Origin of the sequence: Paenibacillus sp. FSL K6-1330, assembly GCF_037976825.1 — a bacterium.
Classification (GTDB): Bacteria; Bacillota; Bacilli; order Paenibacillales; family Paenibacillaceae; genus Paenibacillus_AQ.
This window is the reverse complement of sequence record NZ_CP150269.1, coordinates 4,680,244-4,701,109: the sequence shown is the minus strand read 5'-3', so window position 1 is coordinate 4,701,109 and position 20,866 is coordinate 4,680,244. Positions and strand designations below refer to the sequence as shown.

Annotated in this window: 23 protein-coding genes, 1 tRNA gene and 1 pseudogene; 20 read left to right on the top strand and 5 right to left on the bottom strand. The window is 48.3% G+C overall.

The window, feature by feature from the left end; all coding sequences use genetic code 11:
- The first annotated feature begins 82 nt into the window (after positions 1-82).
- The 3 genes from NYE54_RS21225 to NYE54_RS21215 all read left to right on the top strand — a co-directional run bounded on the left by NYE54_RS21225 (position 83) and on the right by NYE54_RS21215 (position 2,791).
- The gene (locus NYE54_RS21225) at positions 83-1,687 is read left to right on the top strand and encodes an S-layer homology domain-containing protein (RefSeq protein WP_339266034.1); all 1,605 of its coding nucleotides are present in this window, start codon (positions 83-85) and stop codon (positions 1,685-1,687) included.
- A 130-nt stretch (positions 1,688-1,817) separates the two neighbouring features.
- Positions 1,818-2,273 carry a RidA family protein gene (locus NYE54_RS21220; protein WP_339266032.1) on the top strand — a complete coding sequence of 152 codons (456 nt, stop codon included), beginning with the start codon at positions 1,818-1,820 and terminating at the stop codon, positions 2,271-2,273.
- Between the two features lie 2 nt (positions 2,274-2,275).
- A complete protein-coding gene (locus tag NYE54_RS21215; protein WP_339266030.1) occupies positions 2,276-2,791 on the top strand; it encodes a GNAT family N-acetyltransferase in 516 nt (171 codons plus the stop codon).
- A gap of 72 nt (positions 2,792-2,863) precedes the next feature.
- On the opposite strand, the gene NYE54_RS21210 is transcribed toward NYE54_RS21215, so the two are convergent.
- On the bottom strand, positions 2,864-3,712 hold the full coding sequence (locus NYE54_RS21210; protein ID WP_339266028.1) for an alpha/beta fold hydrolase: 849 nt from the start codon (positions 3,710-3,712) through the stop codon (positions 2,864-2,866).
- 192 nt (positions 3,713-3,904) lie between these two features.
- On the opposite strand from NYE54_RS21210, the gene NYE54_RS21205 reads away from it, so the two are divergent.
- The 10 genes from NYE54_RS21205 (at position 3,905) to NYE54_RS21160 (ending at position 9,930) form a co-directional block, all read left to right on the top strand.
- A tRNA-His gene (locus NYE54_RS21205) sits at positions 3,905-3,977 on the top strand.
- A gap of 131 nt (positions 3,978-4,108) precedes the next feature.
- Entirely contained in the window at positions 4,109-4,369 is a 261-nt protein-coding gene (locus NYE54_RS21200) for a YqkE family protein (protein WP_339266027.1), read from the top strand.
- 632 nt (positions 4,370-5,001) lie between these two features.
- Positions 5,002-5,496 carry a VOC family protein gene (locus tag NYE54_RS21195; protein WP_339266025.1) on the top strand — a complete coding sequence of 165 codons (495 nt, stop codon included), beginning with the start codon at positions 5,002-5,004 and terminating at the stop codon, positions 5,494-5,496.
- A 109-nt stretch (positions 5,497-5,605) separates the two neighbouring features.
- Positions 5,606-5,827, top strand: a complete 222-nt coding sequence (locus tag NYE54_RS21190; protein WP_339266024.1) for a hypothetical protein — start codon at positions 5,606-5,608, stop codon at positions 5,825-5,827.
- 254 nt (positions 5,828-6,081) lie between these two features.
- Positions 6,082-6,801 carry a DsbA family oxidoreductase gene (locus NYE54_RS21185; RefSeq protein WP_339266022.1) on the top strand — a complete coding sequence of 240 codons (720 nt, stop codon included), beginning with the start codon at positions 6,082-6,084 and terminating at the stop codon, positions 6,799-6,801.
- 91 nt (positions 6,802-6,892) lie between these two features.
- Entirely contained in the window at positions 6,893-7,699 is an 807-nt protein-coding gene (locus NYE54_RS21180; RefSeq protein ID WP_339266020.1) for a GNAT family N-acetyltransferase, read from the top strand.
- Between the two features lie 38 nt (positions 7,700-7,737).
- Positions 7,738-8,337: a DUF4269 domain-containing protein gene (locus tag NYE54_RS21175; protein ID WP_339266019.1), complete on the top strand. Its 600-nt coding sequence runs from the start codon at positions 7,738-7,740 to the stop codon at positions 8,335-8,337.
- A complete protein-coding gene (locus tag NYE54_RS21170) occupies positions 8,330-8,800 on the top strand; it encodes a DinB family protein (protein ID WP_339266017.1) in 471 nt (156 codons plus the stop codon). Before NYE54_RS21175 ends, NYE54_RS21170 begins: the two co-directional genes overlap by 8 nt.
- A gap of 23 nt (positions 8,801-8,823) precedes the next feature.
- On the top strand, positions 8,824-9,468 hold the full coding sequence (locus NYE54_RS21165; protein WP_339266016.1) for a TVP38/TMEM64 family protein: 645 nt from the start codon (positions 8,824-8,826) through the stop codon (positions 9,466-9,468).
- 144 nt (positions 9,469-9,612) lie between these two features.
- The gene (locus NYE54_RS21160) at positions 9,613-9,930 is read left to right on the top strand and encodes a hypothetical protein (protein WP_339266015.1); all 318 of its coding nucleotides are present in this window, start codon (positions 9,613-9,615) and stop codon (positions 9,928-9,930) included.
- 93 nt (positions 9,931-10,023) lie between these two features.
- Here the strand turns inward: NYE54_RS21160 and NYE54_RS21155 are convergent, their stop codons facing one another.
- The 3 genes from NYE54_RS21155 to NYE54_RS21145 are packed head-to-tail and all read right to left on the bottom strand — an operon-like array spanning position 10,024 to position 13,425.
- Positions 10,024-11,979 (bottom strand): CotH kinase family protein, encoded by a 1,956-nt coding sequence (locus NYE54_RS21155; RefSeq protein WP_339266013.1) that lies wholly within the window; start codon positions 11,977-11,979, stop codon positions 10,024-10,026.
- A gap of 18 nt (positions 11,980-11,997) precedes the next feature.
- Positions 11,998-12,708, bottom strand: a complete 711-nt coding sequence (locus NYE54_RS21150) for a DUF4956 domain-containing protein (RefSeq protein ID WP_339266011.1) — start codon at positions 12,706-12,708, stop codon at positions 11,998-12,000.
- Positions 12,709-12,711: 3 nt separating this feature from the next.
- Positions 12,712-13,425, bottom strand: a complete 714-nt coding sequence (locus NYE54_RS21145) for a polyphosphate polymerase domain-containing protein (protein WP_339266009.1) — start codon at positions 13,423-13,425, stop codon at positions 12,712-12,714.
- Between the two features lie 367 nt (positions 13,426-13,792).
- Between NYE54_RS21145 and NYE54_RS21140 the strand changes: the two are divergent.
- Positions 13,793-14,094 (top strand): annotated as a pseudogene (locus tag NYE54_RS21140) (DUF4166 domain-containing protein).
- A 45-nt stretch (positions 14,095-14,139) separates the two neighbouring features.
- Here the strand turns inward: NYE54_RS21140 and NYE54_RS21135 are convergent.
- The gene (locus tag NYE54_RS21135) at positions 14,140-15,438 is read right to left on the bottom strand and encodes an MFS transporter (protein WP_339266007.1); all 1,299 of its coding nucleotides are present in this window, start codon (positions 15,436-15,438) and stop codon (positions 14,140-14,142) included.
- 157 nt (positions 15,439-15,595) lie between these two features.
- On the opposite strand from NYE54_RS21135, the gene NYE54_RS21130 reads away from it, so the two are divergent.
- From NYE54_RS21130 to rpoD, 6 genes are all read left to right on the top strand, one after another.
- Positions 15,596-16,351: a DUF2087 domain-containing protein gene (locus NYE54_RS21130; RefSeq protein ID WP_339266005.1), complete on the top strand. Its 756-nt coding sequence runs from the start codon at positions 15,596-15,598 to the stop codon at positions 16,349-16,351.
- A 27-nt stretch (positions 16,352-16,378) separates the two neighbouring features.
- Positions 16,379-16,732, top strand: coding sequence for a GIY-YIG nuclease family protein (locus tag NYE54_RS21125; RefSeq protein ID WP_076322047.1), 354 nt, complete (start codon positions 16,379-16,381; stop codon positions 16,730-16,732).
- 150 nt (positions 16,733-16,882) lie between these two features.
- Positions 16,883-17,731 carry a DegV family protein gene (locus NYE54_RS21120; protein WP_213644287.1) on the top strand — a complete coding sequence of 283 codons (849 nt, stop codon included), beginning with the start codon at positions 16,883-16,885 and terminating at the stop codon, positions 17,729-17,731.
- Between the two features lie 123 nt (positions 17,732-17,854).
- Positions 17,855-18,010 carry a hypothetical protein gene (locus NYE54_RS21115; RefSeq protein WP_321178501.1) on the top strand — a complete coding sequence of 52 codons (156 nt, stop codon included), beginning with the start codon at positions 17,855-17,857 and terminating at the stop codon, positions 18,008-18,010.
- Between the two features lie 153 nt (positions 18,011-18,163).
- Positions 18,164-19,504 carry a beta-N-acetylhexosaminidase gene (gene nagZ / locus NYE54_RS21110; protein ID WP_339265998.1) on the top strand — a complete coding sequence of 447 codons (1,341 nt, stop codon included), beginning with the start codon at positions 18,164-18,166 and terminating at the stop codon, positions 19,502-19,504.
- Positions 19,505-19,759: 255 nt separating this feature from the next.
- Positions 19,760-20,710 carry an RNA polymerase sigma factor RpoD gene (rpoD, locus tag NYE54_RS21105; protein ID WP_076322045.1) on the top strand — a complete coding sequence of 317 codons (951 nt, stop codon included), beginning with the start codon at positions 19,760-19,762 and terminating at the stop codon, positions 20,708-20,710.
- Positions 20,711-20,866: the final 156 nt, after the last annotated feature.

The following is a 20,866-nucleotide window of genomic DNA, read 5'->3' as shown; positions in this document are numbered from 1 at the left end:
CAAGAAATGAATAATGCCTGATTCTATGATCATCTGATATGCTGATGGTATCAGATTGATAGAATAGAATCGAGGCGTCCCTTTGAAGAAATATTTCCTGTCACTTTGTTTGCTGTTGTCCTTTACATCGCTTTTTGGCCTTCTTCAGGCATCAGCGGCTCAAGCTCCTAGCCCGACCGATTTTCACGATATCTCGGCAAGCTTTGCAAAAGACGCGATCCAGCGTCTGGCCAAGAAAGGTATCGTAAGCGGGGATGGCACAGGAGCTTTTTTGCCGCGAAATCCGGTTACCCGGGCCGAATTCATTGCCATGGTTGCCAGAATGCTCAAGATGGAGCCCGTTCAGAATGATTTGTCCGCGTTTCGGGATGTTTCCCAATCAGCATGGTATTATGGCTGGGTTCACGCGGGACTTAATTTGTCCATTGTTGAGGGGAACGGTTACCGGTTCTACCCGAATGCTTCCATAACAAGGCAAGAGGCTGCTGTGATGGTGATTCGTGCCATGAAAGAAAATGGATATATGAACGGAAATACAGCTGGCCAATACACGGATTCTGCTTCCATCGCGGAATGGGCTTGGCATGCGGTTGGCAAAGCGACCGATACAGGCTGGCTGCAGGGGAGTAAGGGACAGTTCAGGCCGCAGGACGCGATCACCCGTGAGGAAACGGCTATGCTGCTAGATCGGGTCCTGCAGTCGGGAAATGTGCTGTCCCAGATGAACCTCCAGACGCCTGCAAATATTCATATGGGCTGGTTATATAACGGTACAACGAATCAATACATCTCCTATGCCAAACGGGCCGGATTGAATGTTCTGGTACCGCGCTGGTACTACATGGAAGCTAACGGCAAGCTGACGGACCATACCGACAAGGAGCTGTTGAATTGGGTTCATAACAACAGCCGGCAGGTGTGGGCAATGGTGGGGAACCGCGGGAATGCGGAAGGAACTCATCAAGTTTTAAGCAGCGCACAGTCCCGGAAGTCTGTCGTTGACAGTATTACAGCGAATGTCTCCCGGTATCGATTGGATGGGATCAATATTGATTTTGAGAACGTCATGCCACAGGATCGTCAGAATCTGACGGCCTTTATTACGCAATTATCCATAGAGATGAGGCAGCTAGGAGCTAAATTATCCATCGATGTTTCACCTGATCTGAATACGGATTGGACGGCTGCATTCGATTACGCAGCGCTTGGCACTCAGGTGGACTATATGGTGCTCATGAGTTATGACCAGCACTGGGGTGGTTCGCCAATAGCAGGCTCGGTTTCCTCGGTCCCTTGGAGTGAATCCGCGCTGCGCAAGCTGCTGACTCAAGTTCCGGCTAAGAAGAGCATCATCGCGTATCCGCTGTACACGAGGGATTGGAAGACCGCTTCGTCGGTATCCTCGGAGGACATTAGTTTGGCCGAGCAAGGACATCGTATTCGCCTGAACAAGGCTTCATTAACATGGAATGCCAGCGTGGCGCAGTATGAAGCAACTTATAGCAGCAGTGGCATTCCGCATCGCATATGGACCGAGGAGTCCCGTTCTTTATCCATGAAACATCTCATGGCGGCCAAATACCATATTGCCGGTTATGCCTACTGGTATCCGGGCGCCGAGACGACGGACGTATGGCAGGCCATTCATAATGCGGAACGTTATGCTTATTATTCGTTCCGGATCTAAAACATCAGATATGTTGAATTCAAGACCAGCCTCGATGAGTGAGGTTGGTCTTTTTTTACTTGTAAAAAGGTCATTCCGTGATACAATAGTTGGAATTTACATAGAATATTTTTCCTGTAGGAGGGATCATATGACCGATCGTGCGGAGGAACGTCTGAAGCAGCTGGGCATCAGCCTACCTAAAGCAGGCTCGCCAGCAGCGAAGTATGCCAACTATGTCGTTGTTAACGGATTGATGTATGTTTCAGGGAAAGGACCCTCAGGACAGCCAAGGGGCAAATTGGGCGAACATTACACAACAGAACAGGGCTATGAATATGCTCGCCTGACCGGAATTGAAGTCCTGGCCGTATTGAGAGAAGGCCTGGGATCACTTGATAAAGTAAAGCGCGTGGTCAAGGTTCAAGGCTTCGTTAACGCGACAACCGACTATGAGGAGCATCATAAGGTATTGAATGGATTCTCGGACTTGATGCTTGATGTATTCGGGGATCAAGGGATTCACGCCAGATCCGTATTCGGAGCCGTATCCTTACGGGATCAGCTGCCTGTCATTGTAGATTCAATCTTTCAAGTGGAGGAATAGGCATGGCATTAGTGATAAGGGAGCTGCAGGTGAAGGAGGATGAAAGCCTGCTGCTTATGGTCCAGGAAATCGGCCAGGGCGGGAATGGCTTCGTTAATGGTCTAAATAGCGGAGGCATGGAAGAGTTCGCCTCTAAGGTGCAGCGCAATTACGAAATGGCGAGAGGCATCGATCTTCCGGATGAGTATGTTCCCCAGACGATATATTGGTTATACGATAACGACAAGCCTGTAGGATACGGTAAGCTGAGACACCGACTGAATGAGAATCTGCTAGAGCTAGGGGGACATATCGGGTATGTCATCAGGCCGTCGGAGCGTGGAAAAGGATATGGCAAGCGGCTGCTGGCGGAGTTGGTCAAGGAAGCCTATGACAAAAACATAAGCCGGGTCCTTCTGACCTGTGATGAATCCAACCTGGCTTCCCGTTGCATCATTGAATGGAATCACGGTGAATTAAGTTCCATTGCGAACGGAACGTGTAAATACTGGATTGAGACGGTTGCTGGGCACGACTAGTTGGAAGCAATGCCAATCAACACGCGCTTGGAGAGAGATAAGTAGAAGTGAGGAGCGCTCCTCAACTTCTACTTATTTCTTCAACCAGTCGAACATCCGGTTGATCGCCGCTGCATGCTGCGGCGGCGGGAAATGATGCCCAAGACCTTCGTACAGATGGGCTTCCGGCTGATGTCCCTGCTCTTGAAGCTTGTCCAGCATCCGGTAACTATGTTCCACCAGGACCTGCTCGTCCCGCGTCCCATGGACAATCAGGACCGGACATCGGATTCGGTCCGCATAATGGATCGGAGACCGGAGAAGGTATCGTTCCGGAAACTTGGTTGGCGTACCGCCAATGATGCGTTTCATCATTCTGCGCAGATCGATTCGTTCCTCGTAGGTTTGGGCCAGGTCGGAGACGCCGCTCCAGAGAATCATTTTGGATACATGCGACGACAGGGCGGCTGCCACGGCAGCATTGATCGCCCCGCGGGAAAAGCCTAACAGATGAATACGTTTGTTATCTATCCATGAAATGCGCGATAGCCATTCGATTGCGGAGATCACGTCCATCGTATCGGCACCGCCGAATTCATCCCTGCCCTCGCTGCTTTCATTCCCACGATAGGCTGGAGCAAACACCGCATATCCTTGCGCTGCGAATTCTTCGACCCATTTTAACCTTACCGCCCCAACCCGTCCAATGCCGCCGCGGCAATACAGGACCAGTGGCAGCTTAGGTTCAGTTGACCTGAAGGATCCTTCCGGGACAGTGTCCTTATTCAATGAGCATGCAAGCGTGCCGACTACCGTTACGCCGGGTATGGCATCGACCGCTTCGGACATCTCATGGGTGCTTGAACGGGGCAATTGCGGCGGCAGACCCAGATACCCCTTGACATGTAATCCCTCTGAGACATAATCAATATGATAGATCATCGATGTCTTACCTCCTATGCTTAAATCATATTGTATCGAAAAAGGGCCCTATTCTCAGATGTTGGAGTTCAAGTAAGTATAGTACGTTCTTTCCGTTGAAATCAAGAATGAACTGTAAAAAATTACAATTTGCTAAATGGATTGATGTCTGCTAAAATGTATTCTCGAGAATATGAAACACTCATTATCTTGGCGGTCGTGGCGAAGGGGTTAACGCACCGGATTGTGGCTCCGGCATTCGTGGGTTCAAGTCCCATCGATCGCCCTCAAAGTAAAGTATGCATAATGGGAAGGAGAGCCGATAGGCTCTCTTTTTTTTCGTGGTTATTCCCAACATATATAGATGCCAGACCGTACATAAGATGATATAATGATGTGGAAATCGAGGTGAACATCATGGCAAAAAAGAAAAAAACATCCCCATTGCCGCGAACTGAAGCTGCCGATAAACCCGCAACGTTAAAGGATATGCTGGACCCTCAAGTTCTGGCGAAGTTGAAGGCAACGACCGAATCCTTGAAAGCCAATGAAGCCGAGCGGCTTGAGCAGGAAAGGCAGGAACGGGAAGCTGTGCGCAAGGCTGAACAGAAGCGGCGTGATAATGATTTTGAGTATCTACTGGAACACAGCGAGATGGATTGGAAAAAATATAAGTGACAGGCGGCGGTTTGCTGTCTGTTTTTTTTGTTATCGCGGTCTGCCTTGTGTGAGAGTACGCCGGGTTCGTCCAAATCCCAAAGGGCCGATTGTCTTGTTCTCCATTATTCTGCCTAACGACACCGCGGACGTTAAAGTAATGTTGCCGCTCATTGAAATGATGAAGAAAATCGAAGGGCTAAAAGTCGACTATCTGGAGTGTCTTTTCTAAACGATGTATATCCGAAGCCGAAGGCTTCCAAAAAAAGACTCCCTTGTGGATGGAATTTTGGTTTAAACCAAGGGACGGTTCCCTGGATCATGTCGCTTCTCGGTATCGAATCGTATGATAATGAATCTGCTTACAATGCAATCCTTTTTTTTATAAAAAATATGACGATCATCCCTATGAGCCTGGTGTATATTTTGCGAATGTGCGGAGTTAGCATCAAATAGCTCTCAACTGCCGCAGGAATACGATCGGTGGCCTCGTTCCGTTAACGGGCAGATTAGTTTATTTGTGATATGCTTAATTTTTACATCTGTAACTTTTTAAACATAGCAATTTGAAAGAAACCATGGCTCATTTTTTATGCTAATTTGTATTGTATATAAACCTACTAAAACGCTTGAATATTAAGGAGGTAAAAATTATGAATAACAAAATCCAAAAAATCACGCCAAACTTGTGGTTCGATACACAAGCCGAACAGGCGGCAGAGTTGTACACTTCTATTTTTAAAAATTCGAAGATAGGAAGAATCACTCACCATGGCAAAGATAATCACGGGATACCAGAAGGAACCGTAATGACTGTGGAATTTCAGCTGGACGGGCAAGAATTCGTAGCCTTAAATGGCGGTCCGTATTTCAAATTCACAGAGGCAATATCATTTATCGTGAACTGTGAAGATCAAGATGAATTGGACTATTTTTGGGAAAAACTCTCCGAAGGCGGAGATGAAAAGGCTCAAAACTGCGGTTGGCTAAAAGATAAGTATGGCGTGTCGTGGCAAATTATTCCTTCCAATCTAACCGAGATGGTAAGCGACCCAGATCCAGAAAAATCAGAAAGAGTTATGAAAGCATTGCTCCAAACGAAGAGTAAAATTGACATAAAAACTTTGATGCAAGCGTATGAGGGATAAAGTGCACTTTGCCGTTACAGACTGGGGGAAGACCGTACCGCGAGTCATTGATAACGGAAAACGTTAGTTCAGAATTTACCGCCGTATGATTGATAGGGCGGTTTTTCTTTTGGCCAGAAATCAACAATCAAGGATAACAGAGCCTAAAAAAGAAATGAATCACCAACGGGATAAGTCTGTCCAAAATTGGGTACTGTCCAAGGCACCCTTCACGAATCAAATTTTTGAGGATTTTAACCATCCGGATGCCGTCGATATCGAGCGTCTGACCGAGGATTATGATCACGCCGTCCATAATGGCAAATACGATGTAATCGTCATGGAATGTTGAGCCTACCCGCTGGCATGCGGATCTGGTAATGAATAGTTCCCTGAAGGGAAATCAAGGCTTTGAGGTTGTGAGTGATTGGATTCTAACCAGATTACTGGAGAACAGGAACCCGCTTAGATAACAGGCGTGCTTGTACTCGGTATCTTGGAACATCCATGTAAGACCTCTCCGTATTCATGTGAGGTGTTGATGTCATGCTGAAAGCGGGTTACAATAAGTAAGTCAGTATTCATACTCGCTAGGAGGCGTAAAGAATGAAAGTTGAAATATGGTCGGATTTTATGTGTCCGTTCTGTTATATTGGTAAACGCCGTTTCGAATCGGCTTTGGAGCAATTCCCTAATAAAGATCAGGTTGAGGTGGTATACCGCAGCTTTGAGCTGGATCCCAGTGCATCGTATAAGACCGGGGTTTCCATGGATGAGATATTGGCATCCAAATACGGCATGAGTATCGAACAGGCTAAGGCTGCGAACGGCAACGTGACCCAGCAAGCGGCAAGCGTCGGGCTTACTTATCATATGGATCGCGTCATCCCGGCCAATTCATTTGATGCTCACCGCCTGGTTCATTTTGCATCCGGGCATGGTAAAATGAAAGAAATGACGGAGCGGTTGTTCCGTGCACACTTTACAGACGGCGAGAATCTTGGTGATAAGAATCGGTTGGCTGATCTGGCGGCTGAAGTCGGCCTGGAGCGGGATCAGGCAGTGGCTGCGCTCGAGAGTGACGATTTCCAATCGGAAGTAAGGGCAGATGAATCCGCTGCAACAAATTTGGGGATTCGGGGAGTGCCATTCTTCGTACTGGGAGGCAAATACGCCGTGTCCGGTGCGCAGCCGCTGGAAGTGTTCACGGACGCCCTGGATAAGGCTTATCGTGAAGCGAATCCGCTAGTGATGGTGAATGACTCCGACAGCAGCGACGGCATGTGTGCCGACGGATCTTGCGATTTGCCAGGCAACGCGAAATAAAACATACACAGCAAGTAAGAGCCTGAAGCATCAGTAAACGATCTTCGGGCTCTATTTTTCCAATTACTAATCATAATACATAGGAGGCCATATGCGGCATCTTCCATCTGAGGAACTTATCCATCGAATTCAGGATTCGGAAACGGATTATATGTTGGATCGAATGAAAGCAATCGAAGGTCGGACCGGAAATCCCGAAGGGGTCGAAATGAAGCGCTTCGGCCATGTACTGTGCTTGTACAGTAAGACGATGCCTTGGCTTTCTTTTAACACGGTGAAAGGACTGCGTTCAGAGGATCTGAATAACTTGGACGATATCATCGACTTTTATCGATCGAGGGACCGCAAATTCCAGTTTGAGATCGTACCCGGCCTGGTGAATCAGGAAGTCCTGACTGCGCTTGCCGATCGCGGATTCTATCAATCTGCTTTTCATAATTCCATGTATATGAACCCGCAAGAGATGAAGGGGGTGCAAGGTAATGGAATTGTGATCAGAACAATAGACAAAGATGAATTTGAGGATTATGCTAAAGTTCATTGTCGTGGAACAGGATTGCCTGATCAAGGAATTCCATCTGTAGCCGCGAATAATCGTGTATTGTATTCACGCCCGGGATGGAGCTTCTATATCGCTTATGTCGAAGATGAACCGGCTGCAGCTGGCGTCATGTATGTAAATCAATCGACAGCGTCACTAACATTTGCTGCAACACTCCCGGAGCATCGTAGACAGGGCTTGCAGCAGGAGCTGCTTCGCAGGAGAATACAGGATGCGAAGCTTGCAGGATGCGATCTGATTGCCTCCCAATGTGCCTTCTTATCGCAGAGCCATCGTAATATGGAATCGATTGGCATGAAGCTGGGTTATGTTCGGACGACGTGGACCGAGCGCTAGCCTGAAAGTTCAGAGCAGTAATGCAGGTGGTGGCAGACATGCAAGAACATATGGATTTTCTTAATTTGGAGTACTTACAACTAGGCTCTGCTAAACAGAAGCAAGCAGCCATGGTTATAGACGAGCTTAGACTATGGAATCATTTGAAACCCTGCAACCCGATATTGGTGGGTACGATCCCTATTGGGATTGACATCGCTTCAAGCGATCTCGATATCATATGCCATGTGACGGATTTTGCCCGTTTTGAGCGAAAGCTCACGACGCATTATAGTGAACTTGTTTCGAATTTCACATGCTCATCCCGTATGGTCAACAACGTGGATCGAACGGTGGCTCGTTTTGAGTATAAGGGGTGGGAATTTGAGATTTTTGCACAGCCAATACCTTCGACGAAGCAGAATGGTTACCGTCATATGATTGTGGAATACAAGCTTTTGAAGCGACTCGGTGAAACTGCAAGACAAGGCATCATCGAGCTGAAGAGGTCGGGTTACAAGACGGAGCCTGCCTTTGCGAAGCTGTTACATATCACAGGCGATCCTTATGAGGAGCTGCTCAAGATGTATCACTGGCCGGAGGATCGACTGGACGCCTATATTAAATCTTATATGGACAAGGAGAATGAGTATGAGTGACAAACAGCAGCTGCTGAATGAGTATTCCGCATGGATCGGCAAAGTGAAAGAATTCGCGGAACAGGAAGAGGGATTCTGGAGCACCCCGATTGCAGAGGGGAAATGGGCCGTACGTGATGTGGTGTGCCATATCATGCGCTGGGATGAGTATTTTTACAATGAAGCCATTGCCAAAATTTCTACAGGGGATGCATTGACCGTACGGCATATGGATTATGATACTTTCAATGAACAGTCGAGGCAATATGCCAAGACGTTATCAACAGAAGCGCTGGTGGATCAGACGATAATCGCAAGGGAGAAGCTGATTCGGGCGATCGAAGCCCTGCCTGAAACGTCATATGAGCTGCGGTACACGGACGGGGACGGGCATCCCTTTGAGGTAGCGCAATTTATGCGGGATTTCATCTGGCACGACAACCACCATCTGGCTCAGCTGAATCAGGTGCTTCAGGTCAGCTAGTCGGCAATACTTAGCAGAAATGGGTGAAGTCATTGATTGGCTACTTGGACATCATGTCTTACTTTACAGAGAGCAATCTGGAATGGTTATTAGAACAATTTAGAGCATTAGGCCCTCTGCCGGGCATCCTTCTGACTTTTCTGAAATCCTTCATTCCACCGATGCCCACGATCGTGATTGTAGGTGTGAATGCGGCGGTGTATGGGCTGTGGGCCGGGTTTCTTTACTCTTGGATCGGCATGGTGGCAGGATGCTTAACGACCTTTCTCATCGTGCGCAAAATATCCGGTACAGCACTGATCGAACGCTGGGCGAATAAACCTAAAGTTCAGCGTGGTATGCGCTGGATTCAGCGCAACGGTTTCAGTTACGTTTTCCTGCTTGGCATACTCCCCGTAGGGCCGTTTGTAGCGGTCAACGTAGCCGCCGGGCTAGCTAGAATGAACCTGATGTCCTATCTGATGGCTGTAACCTTGGGCAAGGGCATTATGGTGTTCTGTGTCTCTTACATCGGTGCCAACCTGTCCGATTTTATTGCGGAACCTTTTAAATTGTTCGGTGTCCTTGCCTTTATCGTGCTGTCCTTGTTGGTCAGTCGGAAGCTGGATTCATACTTTATCAGAAAACAATCCGTACACGATCAACAAGCAGAGCTCGAGTCCCATTGAATAGCATCATGGCTGAGGAAAAAAACGGACGGTATGGTTCTTCATGACCATATCGTCCTTTGGCATATCTCGATCTCACCTTTTGCTGTATAATGGAAAAATAGTAATGTCAAAACCAGCATGATTGAAAAGGGAGTAAGTGTTATGACCAAATTGGCCTCATCCATTCTCGAAATGATACGTATGATGATCATAATGATGATCTTTGTAACGGTTCTGGGCAACATTGAACATGAAATACTGAATGCCTGGATACCTTTGAACGGACTATATTTCCTGTTCCTGTTCGTGGGGAATGTACTGTTGTTTCTTGTGCTTTACCGGAATCGCCTGCAGTTCAGCGGTTGGTATCGTTCAACCGCGACCCAGCACAAGCTGTCTAGAAATACGACGAGGATTGTCATGGCGCTGGGCATGATCCTTATCGGAGCGCCAATCATGATCACGTGGTTCATAGTATAATTGGTGTAATTCATCGATCATAAGCTCGAACGATGGGATTTAAAGGGGCAGTTCCAAAGGTATCGACCTTTGGAACTGCCCCTTGTTGGATGATTACAGTCTTTTACGTTTATACAGCGTTACCAAGAGACAAGAGAGAAGAAGCAGCACGATGGATACTCCGGCGTACAGGGCCTCCTTGGCACTGCCTTGTTCCTCGGCAGCCCCGTTTGACCAATCGCCCGGCCGGCCCATTCCCCGGCCTCCCTGCATTTGACCGCCAAACTCGCCGCCGAATCCGTTCCCCATTTGCCCCTGAGGGAAATCCGGCATCTGGCCTTGACCATTCTGGCCGGGGTCCTGAGGCATGGTTGATTGATTTCCAGCAGAAGGGGGGCTTGCGCTCGATCCGACAGCTGATACGACTGACAAGGAGGGTTCATCCCCTGTAGGTACGGTGTCAGGATCAGGGCCTCCTTCAGCTTTGCCTGAGGTAGCATCTGCGCTACTTCCCGACGCGTCGCCAGAAGGTTCAGGCGCAGCACCGTTGCTGTTGGCGGGCGTTTTCCCGGCAGAGGTGCCTCCGGCCGGGGTGTCGTTAGGGGGAAGCATCCCATTTCCATTCGTCCCGCTGCCGCCATCTCCACCCGGTGTCGTGCTCGTGCCATTATCAGTATCAGTAGTGTTTCCCTGGGTGCCTCCATTCGAATTAGGCTGCGGCGTACTGTTATTTCCGCCAGGTACCAGTCCGCCGCCACCACCAGGTCGCATGCCGCCACCACCCCCGGGGCTCATGCCGCCGCTGCCGCTTCCATCGCCTGCGGAAGGGATCGTTCCATCCAACTGCTGCTGGATATTATCCGTTGACTCTTCCACGAATGAGGTCAATGTCGGGATGGATTGCTCGTAATCCTCATAGGAATAGAAGGGTCTTGGGTCTTTCTTTACGTGTTCGGAAATTAAGTCTTGTAATTGCGCCACCCGCTCATTGAATGTTTCCTGCTGCATGTAGCCTTCCAGCATCTCCGAGAGGATGGCGTGATAGCGCTCCTTATATTTGTCAACCTCGAGCAGTTTGGCAATCAGGGGCCGTTCCGCCAAGGCTCCCTGGGTTGGCTCGTCAATGAGGATGCTGGAGCCCCCAAATCCTCCGAATGCCATATTATAATCCCAAGGCAGGACAGAGAAGATGCCATTGTTCTCATACAGGTAGTAGTTCTGTTTGTTCATCCCCAGGTAGCTGTCCATATTGGAAGCAACGACATTTAAGGCAACGTACTTAAGTACATTATCCACATCCAGCACCTTCTCATAATCGGAGCCGTTATTGAGCTCATCCAGCATATCGATCAATACATCATCGTTGGATGATTTGGATTTCATGACAAGTCCGGTATAGGAATCAGGGTCATTGCCAAGCCAAGTCAGATCGCTGCCAGCGCCGGTCATCTCAGCCTTGTACAACGCGCCGTACGAATGATCGAAATGACGCTCCAGATAGGAGTCGCCAATCTGTTCAATTGCGAGATAGAACCCCCATAATTCATCGTTAACGTATACATTGACGTAAGAGAAGCCGGGTGTTGGCAGTCCGACGGAATCCGCCAGCTCGTAGGTGAGGAATTCCCGCATATACGAGGCGTCGCTGTAGTTGTTGTTCAGATTGATTTTACTGATTCCATTCAAGGTTTGATTGAGGTATTCGTCAAAGGATATTTTGAAGCTGTAACGGTCGGAGTCGGAATTGACCACGCTGCGCAGGCTTAAATTGCCTTTGGTGCGAATGCCGACATGATCAAATTGTATGCCGTTGTAATTGACGGATGCTTCTTTATATTCTTCGGCGCTGGCATTGTCCAGCATATTCTGAAAATCCGCTTCGTCCATCGTGATTTTAACATCTATGACTTTATCCTTCGGAAAAACCGTTGAATCGATTTGCTCCTGCTGGGCATCACTCTCCGTGCTGCTTACCGTTTCGGCAGCTGTGCGTGTCCATTGGCAGCCTGAGATCAGGAGGAATATGGTCAGCACAAGGGCCAGCAGGACCGTCATTCTTATCTTTTTCATCTCTGCCCACCGCCTGACTTAGGATACATAGTCGCCACTGTAACTGATCAGTACCGCGTTATGGACACCCGGGAGCTGGGACAGCTTGTTTACGAACTGGCCTTCGGCGTCACGCAGCCTTACTTCCAGTGTCAGTTCAATGCTGCCTGGCGTCACGGTTTTTTGCTTCAGATTATAACGCTTCACGGCTTGACCGATTTGTTCTTTTACGGATTGCTCGCTCTGCTCATTATCGCAATGAATCACGAGCAGATAAGGCGTATTCACTGTTGCTTTTTTAATGAAGAAGAACAGGATAAGACCGACTGCGATGGAGCCGATGGCTGCCAGCGTGTAGAACCCGGCTCCGGTTACGATCCCGGCAACCGCGGCCCAGAACAGGAAGATCAGATCGGTTGGATCCTTGATGGGCGTACGGAAACGGACGATGGAGAGTGCGCCGACCATACCGAGCGAGAGCACGAGATTTGAGTTAATGGCAATGATGACAACGGCCGTGATCATGGTCATCCCGATCAGAGACACATTAAAGCTTTTGGAATACAGCACGCCGCTGAAGACTCTTTTATAGAGCAGATAAATAAATAGCCCGATAACGAAAGAAACGGACAGCGTAATCAGGATTTTGGCGATGCTGATATCGGATACGAAGTTTTCCATGACGGAGTTTTTGATGATATCCGAAAAATTGGTGGTGCTCGTACTGCTTGATGTAGATGTGGTGTTCATGAATTATTGATCCTCCCATGTGTTATATTTCAGAAATTTGCGGCACATCACGTACTTGGAGGCCGATTGACGGCCCAGTCCTTCCAGCTGCAGCGCGATTTTGATGTAATCCGGGATATACTCGTCATATTTGACTTCCAGTATGATCAGATTCTCATCGATCGCCCGGATGGGCAGCAGATTCCGATTGAACAGATCCGTGGAGTGCAGGCCGGTTCGAAGCTCCTTATCAAACGTAATCCGGACATTTCCGTTAGGACAGACATACGGCTCCCGGACATAATCGACAATGACCTTGGGCCGCATCAGCTTATGCTTCATCTCGTGATACAGCTCCATCATCAATGGCTTGTCTGGTTGATAGAGGCATTCGTATTGACCGGCCATGATCTGATCAACCAGCTCCCTTGTAAGCGGCTCCTTCAGCTTGGCGATGTAATCCCGGAATTTGATTTTTTTCTCAAAATGAATGGTGTCGTCGGTTACGTTGTAGATGCGGATGCGGTATTTCACCCGGTCCCGAACCCCAGCCAGCTTCTCGTATAACGCTTTGTTGTTGATATCATCAAAGTACAAACTTCGAATGTGATATTCCCCGCCGAGTCCTGCATGCTGATCGTAGGTCACCAGATTTCTCAATCGTTGACGGATGATTTGGTACTGGTGAATATTCACAAAAAATTTCAGCTCGTTCCGGTATTTCAATGGGGTCGTCATGATTCCACCTCGTTTCTCTCGATCATTCGTTTGCTTGTTTGCTTACGAAATCTATCCTATCAATCGTTCCTGATATCTTTCTTAAACGCGGCTGAATGTAAACTGAATGTTGTCGCATAGAGAGCAGAGGTGTCCGGCTGAAGACTTAAAGGACTTTCCAAGGGGAGCTAAAGCACATAAAGAGAAATCCGATCTATGTTGAACTTGCTATCAAGACGGATATGGATAAGCTGTGTTTCCGAATTAGGGAAAAGGATCCCGTTTGTGATTGAGAATTATGCTTACTCGGATGAATGGGGAAGAGAAACGGATGACGTGGTGTCGCCGCTTTGATTTTCCGGGTATTTAGAGGTGGTTTGATGCCACGATGATCTATAATACACAGCGCAGCCGTGTCGTGGATTATTTAGGGAATAAACAGCACTTGGCGGTCGATTTCCGGATATCCGCGGGGACTAACAGCGAAATTCGCATTCAATGGGGGAGCGGAGGTTTTATGAGGGGCTTTTGCAGTTTCGATTTCCCCGGTGGTTCACCGGAACAGCCGATGTAAACGAATGGTATGATGACGGGAATCAACAATACCGGATCTCCGTTGAGGTGGACAATCCGATATGGGGCCTGTCTTCCGGAATAAGGGAAGCTTTCAGGCCCGGATCATGGCTGTAGCCAATGGGGCTGTTCCGCTACATGTGAAACCTCTGCGGGTTGAGGTTAGAGAGTAGCGGTAGTATCAGAGGAGGAGAGGCTGCTGCTCTTTCGCTCACGGAACATTCGGTAGTATAGAAACGAAGATACAACATATAGCGTTCCGGTAATACAAAATGTGATCGCATATCCCCAATAGCTGCCGTAAGTGGTGACGAGTTTAGATTGTACGGGTCCCATGGTAGCCCAGCCCAGCATGAAGGCTGTTTGCGTGACCGAATTGGCGATTCCTCTTCGGTGATCCGGTACGCGGTCGATCAGAATAGAGGACTGTATCGGATTGGCGGCATTCATCAGGGCTTGGCGGAACAGGAAGCCGACCGATGCGATGAGGAGTACGTTCGTAAACCCGGTTAACAGCAGGAAGGGCAAGGATAGGACTTGAAAGAGCACCACGGCCCTGACGGCTCCCACCCGATTCACCAGTGTAGGTCCGATCAGCATCGATACGATTGTCATGACTTGTCCGAGTGATATCAGAATTCCGACTGCCGATAACGATACCGAGAAGCGGTTGGTAAAATATAAATTCAAATAAGGCACGACAAGCCCTGATCCCAGGCCGATTAACAATTGGGCAAGCGCGAACTGACCGATGACTTTGTAATCCCCCAAACCGGAGGTGTTAACAGCTCCTCCTGCCTGAGCTGGTTGATGATCAGTAAGCGGTGCATCCAGTGCCTGTATCTCCTCGGCCTTCTGATCGGTTGTGAACAAAAGCGGGATAAACGCCGCAAAGGTTGCCAGGCCGCCTATGAAAAGCGCGGTTTTCAAGCTGCCGACCTTGTTCATACCAACGGCCTGCAGGGCATCCGCCAAGAATCCGCCTCCCATGCTTCCGAGCACTTGAGAAGCAAGAACAAGCGAGGCGTGGATGCTAAAGATCCGCATGCGAGCCGCTTTCGCCGTGTTTTCCGCTAGAAAGGGGATAGCCAGCACCTGAAAAAAGGATGCGAATAAACCGGTATATATTGCAAGACCAAGCAAGCTGAACTCGCTTTCAAGAAAAGAGCGCGCGATCAGTCCTGCACCGCTTAACAACGCCCCAAGGACGAGGATTCGTTTGCGGCTGCCACGGTCTCCGATCAGGCCAATCGGAATGAACATCAGTGCCGTGGCCAGGGATTGAATACTGACCACTGTTCCATTCATGGAGTCATTATATCCAAGGCCTTGTATGTACAAATTGTAGAGCACGCTAAACATGCCGGTACCGATCTGATACAACACGTTAGCTAGAAAAAACAGCTTGATGTTACGCGGCCAAGAATGCATTTCTTTTGCCGACTGTTGAATGAAACCCATGATGATACCCCCTAAATTTTACAGCAGCAACCTCTATTCTAGCAGGTTCCACATAAGGGAGGAAGAAATATTATATCGAGGTGGAGGGTGATTGACATATCATAGACAAAAATATAAAATGTCTATATAAATAACTAATTGAAAAGTGGTGTTTGCAATGGATCCGAACGAGCGTTTCTGGAATGCTTCTATAGATGAACTTAAACAAGGCTATATCGACGAAGGGCCCGTATGGGTATGCCTCCTGTGTGGCAAGACGATTGAGAAAGGGATCATCTACCCGGACCAAGATGTGTTATATGAGTCAGAACGATACATGACGGTTCATATCCGCCGGGAGCATGGCTCCGTATTTCAGTATTTTTCTGGCCTCGATAAGAAGCTGACTGGACTGACCGAGCATCAGAATCGATTGCTGCAGCTCTTCTACCAAGGCAAGAACGATAAAGAGGTACAACAGGAGCTCGGCATAGGCAGTGCATCGACGATTCGCAATCACCGGTTTGCCCTGAAGGAGAAGGAAAGACAGTCCAAGGTGCTGCTGACTTTAATGGAGCTGCTGAAGGAGAAGGATGACCATGCACCGGCATTCGTGGAAATTCCAAAGCAGGCCAAAATGGTGGATGAGCGCTACAATGTTACGGAAGAAGAGAGGCAAGCGATCCTGGCCAAGGTGTTTCCCGAAGGGACCGATGGCCCGCTGAAGACATTTAAGCTCAAAGAGAAACAAAAGTACGTCGTTTTACGAGAAATCGCTGCCCGTTTTAAACCGGATGTCTTGTATTCCGAACAGGAAATCAACGATACGATCGGAAGAGACAATCCCGATTATGTGACCATTCGCCGATATTTGATCGAATATGGTTTTTTGAATCGCACGGATGATGGAAGCCAGTACTGGTTAACGACATAAACGCTAAGATTAGGAGGTTTTAACGCCATGAACCGCAGACAGGAACTAAATCAAATGTATAAGGAAATCAAGATTGAAGCAGGCGTGTATCAAATTCGAAACACAAAGAACGGCAAGGTATTTGTTGCCGGAACGAATAACTTGAAGACCATGAACGGCAAACGATTCGAGCTGCAGATGGGAACAAGCTACAATAAGACGCTTCAGCGGGAATGGAATGAGTATGGTGAGGATGCTTTTGTCTTCGAGATTCTGGAGACGATTGAGCCGAAGCAAGATCCGTTCTATGATCTGAAGGACGCGGTCAGCAAACGGGAGGCATATTGGATTGAACAGCTGGAACCTTTTGGAGAAAAGGGGTATAACGCAGAGCGAAAATAAGGCTTTTGTGTGGCGAACCTATGTGTAGGATATGAAATCACATTCCTTTCGTTTGCAATGCGCTGTAAGGGTAAGATATGATGAATTTAGAGGCTTAAATCGCTTCCTTTCCTACTTCTTACTACACGAAAGCGAGACGTGAACACGATAATGAGATCCATAGCTTGGGTAACCGACAGCACGAGTACAATCGATCCTGAATTCGCCAAGGAAAATCATATTTATATTGTACCTTTGAGGTTGATACTTGGACAGGAGGCGTACAGGGAAGGAATTGACATCTCGGCAGAGACCTTTTATGAAAGAATGAAAGATGAACCGAAAGTCAGCAGTTCACAACCTCCAATCGGTGAATTCATCGAATTATATGAATCCCTGAAAGTGAAGTATGATGATATTATCGCCATTCACTGTTCATCCGAGCTCAGCGGAACATTGAATTCATCTATGCAGGCAGCAGAGATTGCCGAGGTACCCGTGGTTGGCATCGATTCTCAAGCGGGAGCGTTTCCGGTACGCGAAATGATCATGTCCGGGATTCACTGGCATAGCCAAGGGGATACCGTGCAGATGATAAAAGATAAAATCCAGTCCATGGTGCAAAACATGTCGTTCTACCTTATTCCGGCAAGCCTGCACCGGCTTCACAGCAGCGGTCGGGTATCCGGCACCCAGCTTCTTCTCAGCAATCTGCTCCGCATTCATCTGCTGCTGCGTTTTGATGAAGGCAAAGTCATTGTGGAAGAGAAGATCCGAACGTTCAAGAAGGCCAAGCAGAGAATGCTGGAACTTATGAAACTGGATTTACAGAAAATTAAAAAGGTCTGCATCATGCACGCAAACAACGTAGAAGAGGCCGAAGAAATCCAGAAGGAAATTAGCGGGGCCCATCCGGCGTTGAAAACCGAAATTATGACCTTTATTCCCGTTGCGGGCATCCATGCCGGCGAGGGCACCATTGCGATGTCGTGGATTAAATATCATCCTGCTTATTCCTAGTTATAGTACAGTTCCTGCCTGCAGATACTATCTGCAGGCTTTTGTTTGTTTTTCGATTCTATACGACCTGTGATGGTTGTATATGTAGTAGGAGATGATTCCAAGGAAAGGAATGACGTTCACATGAAAGTGATTATCACGCAAGCTGAGGCGATGCAAAAGAATATATGGGAAGATATCATGCTGATGTTCGGAAGAACGGATGAGGATGAAGTATGGGACACGGAGCAGTTTATATTAACCGAGGAGCAAGCCCGTAAGCTTGGACTGCTTAAATAGGCGAAGAAGGGCCGTTGTCGATGCGGCTCTTTTTTCTTTCTTAGGCGGGCAGCTTAGGCTTGGTTTGGGCTGTAAGGAAATCATGTTATGATGGAAGGACTCTGTGGAACAGAGGACGAATATAATAGTGTGAATTTGAAGGAAGGTGACAAGTTGAAGCGTAGGACAAAATGGATGTGCTTAACGATGCTGGTTGTCATCTTGCTATTGGCTGTGGCAGGTTGTCGGGGCGAAGCCGAACCAAGCAACCCTGGGGACAACGGACCAGGAGCTTCGCCTTCGGAGCAAGTGCAGGAGCCGCAGACTCCTTCTCCAGATAATGAAGACGGGTCAACGTCTTCATCAGGCAGCACGGACAACGAAGGCGAGGACGGGAAATTGCCTGAGAACGAGCCTGAAGATGCGGTAGCTGAGCTTCTGAATAGCATGACCGTCAAGGAGAAGATCGGCCAGCTGGTGCTGGTTGGAATTGAAGGGACTGCCTTGGATGATACCTCGCGCAGATTGCTGGAGGATTACCATGTAGGCGGATTTATCCTTTTTAAGGATAATATCGATAGCGTACAGCAGTCAGTAGACCTATTGAATGAGCTGAAGAAGGCAAATGCCGTGAATCCTGTGCCGCTATGGCTGAGTATTGATGAGGAGGGTGGACGGGTTACCCGTTTTCCCGATGAATATGTGAAGCTGCCGTCAAGCGGCAAAATCGGAAGCAACGGGGATCTTGCACTGACCAATCGTGTTGGTGGTCTTATCGCGCAAAAGGTGTCGGGAGTCGGACTCAATATGGTTTTTGCCCCGGTGCTGGATATTCATAGCAACCCGAACAATCCGGTTATCGGCGATCGAGCCTTTGGCACCACAGCAGAAACCGTAAGTGCGCAGGGGGTCGCCTCCATGAAGGGGATACAGAAGAATGGTGTCGTTCCTGTAGTGAAGCATTTTCCTGGGCATGGCGATACTTCGGTCGATTCCCATCTCGGTCTGCCTGTTGTTGACCATGATCTAAAGCGTCTGCATGAAGTGGAGCTGGTACCTTTTCAACAAGCGATTGATGAAGGGGCCGATGTGGTCATGGTTGCGCATCTGCTGATGAAGGGCATTGATCCGGATACGCCATCTTCCTATTCGAAACCCGTCATTAACGATTTGTTAAGGGAAGAAATGGGGTTTAAAGGTGTCGTTATAACGGATGATATGACAATGGGGGCTATTTCCGGCAGCACGGACGTAGGGGAGGCTTCCGTGAAGTCCGTCGTCGCAGGGAGCAACATGATTCTGATTGGACATGAATATGCATTAGAAGAAGCGGTCATTCAAGCATTGACCAAGGCTGTTGATAGCGGCGTAATCCCGGAGGAGATGCTGAACGACCGGGTGAGGGCAACGCTTGAACTAAAGCACAAATATCAGCTGAGCGATGAGCCCGCGAAGTCTCCCGATGTGAAATCGTTGAATCAGCAAACGAAAGCTGTACTAGATCAGCTTAAATAAACGTAGCATATGTAGTGTAAGACGATGAACTTGTACTTGTTCGAAGAGGCAATGACTAGTTCCATAAGGCAGATTTGGAGCATAAAAAACCCGATCTCAGGGTGAGATCGGGTGAGATGAACTAGAATATATTAGAAGTTGATATAGTGTAAAAAATATGCTAGAATGAAGGATAAATAACTATTGGCTTAATGTCATAATAACCTAATGCTAGATTAGCATGAAAATATGGGATTGTCAACAGGGGGGCATAGAATGGAGAACCGTCAAAGTGCGGATTTTGCATTGGAACGAGAGGTTACGGATACAGAGAAAGCGGCTAATTCTCCGACAGAGGATTTTTCGGTTCATGACGATCTCTCACTTCCACCAGGCATCAAGATTAGCGATCCGGTTCGCATGTACCTGAAAGAAATCGGTCGGGTTCCCCTCCTTACAGCCGATGAAGAAGTGGAACTGTCCAAACGAATAGAGGAGGGAGACGAAGAAGCGAAACGCCGTTTGGCCGAAGCGAATCTTCGTCTCGTTGTAAGTATAGCAAGACGCTATGCTGGTCGGGGAATGCAGTTCCTTGATCTGATACAAGAAGGCAATATGGGCCTGATCAAAGCGGTGGAGAAGTTCGATTACTCCAAGGGCTTTAAGTTTAGTACGTATGCCACCTGGTGGATACGCCAGGCGATAACCCGCTCGATCGCTGACCAAGCAAGAACGATCCGGATTCCGGTGCATATGGTAGAGACGATTAATAAGCTCGTCCGTGTCTCCAGGCAGCTCCTTCAGGAGCTGGGGCGCGAACCGACACCAGAAGAAATCGGTAAAGAGATGGATATCACGCCGGAAAAAGTACGTGAGATCCAGAAGGTATCCCAAGAACCTGTGTCCCTGGAAACGCCGGTCGGCGAGGAGAGCGACTCCAACCTAGGTGATTTCATTGAGGATCAGGACGCATTGGCTCCGGCAGATGCCGCGGCGTTTGAGCTGCTGAAGGAACAGCTGGAGGAAGTGCTGGATACGCTCACCGAGCGTGAAGAGAATGTGCTCCGGCTGCGCTTTGGACTTGAGGATGGTCGGACCCGCACTCTGGAGGAAGTAGGGCAGGTGTTCGGCGTTACCCGTGAACGCATCAGGCAGATTGAGGCGAAGGCGCTTCGTAAATTGCGTCATCCGAGCCGCAGCAAACGTCTCAAGGATTTCCTTGAATAAACCCTGGGCACGAATAAAGAGATCATGAATGAATCCCTTGGTTACGGTCTAATGGCTGTAATCCAGGGATTTTTTGCTATTTAGCCAGGATTCCACTCCAGTTTGACACCACCCAAGTAGTTGGATCATAATGATGTAACATCCCCACATTTAGTA